The organism is Armatimonas sp. (assembly GCF_964826245.1).
Window position 1 is genome coordinate 1 of record NZ_CBAYMC010000325.1, and the last position, 3,979, is coordinate 3,979.

Here is a 3,979-nt window from a genome sequence, read left to right on the forward strand (position 1 = left end):
TTGCCCTCACGGTTGAGCTCCTGAAAAATTCCCATGATCTCAAAGCTCGTCCGGGTATCGAGCGCGCCGGTGGGCTCGTCGGCCATGATCACTCTGGGGTCGTTGACCAGCGAGCGGGCAATGGCGACACGCTGTTGTTGTCCTCCGGAGAGCTCGTTGGGCTTGTGGTGTGCCCGATCTGTCAGGCCGACGCGCTCCAGAGCCCACTTTGCCCGCTTTTCTTTGTTGGGCTTGCCGGCGTAGAGCATCGGTAGCTCCACCTGGCGCTGCGCCGTGGTGCGGGGCAGTAGATTAAAGCTCTGGAAAACAAACCCAAACTTCTGGTTGCGGATATCGGCAAGCCGGTTGTCTGAGAGGCGGGAGACGTCTTCACCATCCAGTAGATACTCCCCGCCCGTGGGACGATCCAGACAGCCTAGGATATTCATGTACGTAGACTTACCCGAGCCCGATGGCCCCATAATCGCGACAAACTCTCCTTCGTGGATCGTCAGCGTAATGCCAAGGAGCACCTTGACATCCATCACACCTGTCTTGTAGGTCTTGATTAAATCTCGCGTTTCAATAACAATCGCCATCAGTTTTCACACTTTCGTATAGGATTCATTAAAGAGCAGTAACTTGCGCGGCTTCGGCTGCGGTTGCCCAGGGGGTGGAGTCGTGTGGAGCATGTAGTAGAGGTTGATCTGTCGAATGCGCTTATTGGGCTGCTGAGGATGCGCCTGTAGCCACTCCAGCATTTTGTACTGCACAAAGTACGCCCGCTGCTGCGTGTACTGTTGGTCGTAGAGGTTCATCAGAAACTTGCGTTCCCGCTCATTGACATAGGTTGCAGCCACGGGGTCGGGCTTGTCCCAGCGCACCAGCTGACCTCCCCGCATCAGATCCACCTCGGAGCCCTCTTCCAGGATCGCATGAAGCACCAGCCAGCCATCGTTCTTGAAGGGGAATGGCGCAAACATTCCCCAGTACTGGTCCAGGCGTACCAGACTTGCAACCCAAGTCAGGTTCTCGATGAAGTGCCCGTAGCGCTTCTTGTCCAGCACGCGCAAGTTCCACAGGAGTATATAGACAAGACAAAGTGCCGCCACAACTTGTGCGATCTTAGTCGAGCGAAGCTCGGGGAGCGGCTCGCCGCGCTTTACGCGCTGGACAATCCGCTCGTTGCGCCAGTGGATCAGGCCTGTGCGCTTTGCCTCCAGCCAAGTCTTGAAAGAAGAGACAGGGAGGCGTCCCCAGAGAGCGCTGAGTTTGTCCCAGAAAAGCCCCGGTAGAAAACAGATCCATAGGAAGACACTAGTCTCACAGATGGGGCCAACATCCATGAGCAAGCCGATTCCCCCGAGGTGAAAGAGCACAAAGAGAAGGATCAGCCAAAGACGAATTCGCTCGGTGGCCACCGGGATAAACGCCAGTAGCGGCCCGACTACCTCCAGCCCCATGGTTAGCCAGGTACTGAGCTTGAGAAACCCAATCGGCATCGCCAGCATCAGGCGCCCCAGTGTGGTCTGGTAGTGCTCAATCGAGAGAGCGTAGTAGAGGGCAGTCCCCTCGGCATGCCACTCGGGTGCAGACTTCAGAGCCGCTGTGAACTCGTAGAGAAAAAGAGTCTGGAGTAAGATCCCCGCGGAGCCGATCGAGAGCGTGCGGGTTGGTGCACTCTGCTGGTAGGCCTTACACACCGCTGCAAGCCCATCCACGGAGAAACGTGCTCCCAGTGGCAAGAACATCGCCCAGAAGATCGTGTGACGGATCATCTGATCGGCTCCCGTCAAGACGATTGGGTTTCGGTTCTGGAGGGAGATCATCAAGATCCAGCTCAGACAGGCAAACAAGCGCGAGCGGTAGCCCACCATGAGAAAAAAGGCACAGACAGCGGCCAGCAAAAAGAGAAAGACCTGCCAGGCAGCATCCCCGGAAGCCATGTGGAAAGAGGCGAAAGCCCAGGCACGCTCCCAGTAGTCGCCCCCCATCCACATACTCACGTTGGCTTCCCGTGGAAACGCTCCCCAGTCCGTGTAGTCCCGAGTGAGTCCCCTTGCCCGATCCGCCAGATCCCAGAGCAGATACCCTCCTACTATAATCCGTAGCAAGGCCACACTCCGCAGGTCTATTCCAAAGAGTCTATCCAGCATTTACTTCGCGTTGGCTTATTTACTTGTGTTGGCTTGCCCAATTCGATCCGCTTGCCCCAGCGCTCGTGCAAGCCGTGAGTCAGCCGTATAAAAGCTATAGAGCGCCTGGACATAGTTTATCTCCGCTTGCACCAGAGAGGTCTGGGCCGTGATCACATCCACCGTGCTCCCGGCTCCCAGACGTAGTGCTTCCGAGGCGGCTTCAAAGTTCTTACGGGCGGCGGCTAGAGCAGCATCCGTCGCTGGGATGCTTGCACGTGCCTGTCCTAGATTTCGCCAGGACTGCTCAACTTCCAGCGCAACCTGCTGCTTCTGGTTCTGAAGCTGCGCCACCGTGGAGCGCTGGCTGGCCTCAGCTGCGTGGATATTGGCCCGCGATGCCCCACCATCGTAGAGCGGGTAGTTCAGGTTGGCCAAGATGGCTCGGTTATTACCAATCTGACGGGTCGGATCGTTGGCAGCATCAAGCTGGTAGGCCGCCGCAAGATCCACATTGAGCACGGGGCGATTTCCAAGCTGGGCGAGTTTCACACTCGTCTCACCGATCGCTGTATTCACCTCGCTTTGCTGGAGATCGGGACGGTTGGTATTGGCAACGGCAAGAAGCTTTGTGATCGCATCGCTATCTTGTGAGTCTGGAGTCACGCCTGTTACCTGAGCCGTTAAGGGGGTACTCAGCGTGGGAGGAGTCACATCCACAAGAGGTAGTTTGCCTAAGCCCCTCAGCCCCATCGCATTTCGAAGCTGTGTATGAGCAATCTCCGCATTGTTCTTTGCTTGAAGAAGATTAACCTCAGCATTCAAATAATCTGCCTGCGCTTGCAAAATATCTTTCTTCGGCGTAGTGCCTACCACATTGGCCTGAAAGGTGATCTGATCGAAAGTCGTCTTGGCACGCTCAACCTGTGATTGGGAGACTCGCACAAGAGCATCGTTGCGCAAAGCGGTATAGTAGGCATCGGCGACACTACTAATCACGGTTTGGCGCGTATTTTCTTCAGCAAGTTCAGAGACACGTAGGTTCTGACGCGATTGGCGCGCATTCAGATCACGTCGCCCCGAGTCAAAGATACGATAGGCGAGAGAAATCTGCTCTTGCCGGGTGGTGACAGTTCTCCCCGAAGGAAGATCCGCAACCACACCACCTCCTTGAAAGACCTGCACTTTCCCAAATGTGTACTGATTTTGAAAGTTGTAGCTCGGAGTAACAGTAGGCAAGTAGCTTGCCTGAGTCTGCTTGAGCCGCTGCGCGGAGGCCTCTTTGTTAGCCGCCGCGGTCGCTAGCTGTGGCTGTTGTCCAAGAGCCGTTGTAATGGCCGAGGCTAGAGTAAGCGTCCCGGCTTCCGATGCAGGGGCAGCTGGCTTTGGCACCACCTGAGCGAAGGCAGGTACCAAAGGCACAGCGGTTAAAAGGGGCATCACAGCAACCCGGAGCGACAGAGCTAAACAATTCCTCATTACAAATCTTTCCTTATTCTCCCGGGCAAAGAATGCCCCATAAAAACTACCCTTTAGATACAACCACAGGGTCTTTGTTACCTCTAGGAGATTAAAGTACCATGAAAGCTTTTTGATTTTACCTCGCTGGGCATACTTCCAGCGGGAGGAAAAAATAATATCTATCAAAGATATTGAGTGAGTTGGCCTTAGCGAGTACGACAAAACGGAGGGAGGGGTCACAAAGGTCGAGCCTATAAACAGCAATGGCCCTTCTCGGTTTTCCTAAGCTTTCACCTAGCAAGACCAAGAAAGGCCACTAACATAAATTCTGGCGTCGCGCTATTTTCCCAAGGGCTTTTGCCCCAAGTATCTTCGCCGCAATAGGGCTTAACTACCGTGTTCGG

3 protein-coding genes and 1 rRNA gene are annotated in these 3,979 nt (G+C 55.1%); all 4 read right to left on the reverse strand.

Annotated elements, in window-relative coordinates:
• The coding region (locus tag AC1XOS_RS20690) for an ABC transporter ATP-binding protein (protein WP_481964106.1) at positions 1 to 578 on the reverse strand (578 nt) is incomplete at its 3' end.
• 6 nt (positions 579 to 584) lie between these two features.
• Positions 585 to 2,135, reverse strand: coding sequence for a hypothetical protein (locus AC1XOS_RS20695; RefSeq protein ID WP_481964107.1), 1,551 nt, complete (start codon positions 2,133 to 2,135; stop codon positions 585 to 587).
• A gap of 15 nt (positions 2,136 to 2,150) precedes the next feature.
• Entirely contained in the window at positions 2,151 to 3,593 is a 1,443-nt protein-coding gene (locus AC1XOS_RS20700; protein ID WP_481964108.1) for a TolC family protein, read from the reverse strand.
• A 308-nt stretch (positions 3,594 to 3,901) separates the two neighbouring features.
• Positions 3,902 to 3,979 (reverse strand): 5S ribosomal RNA (rrf, locus tag AC1XOS_RS20705); the annotation flags it as partial.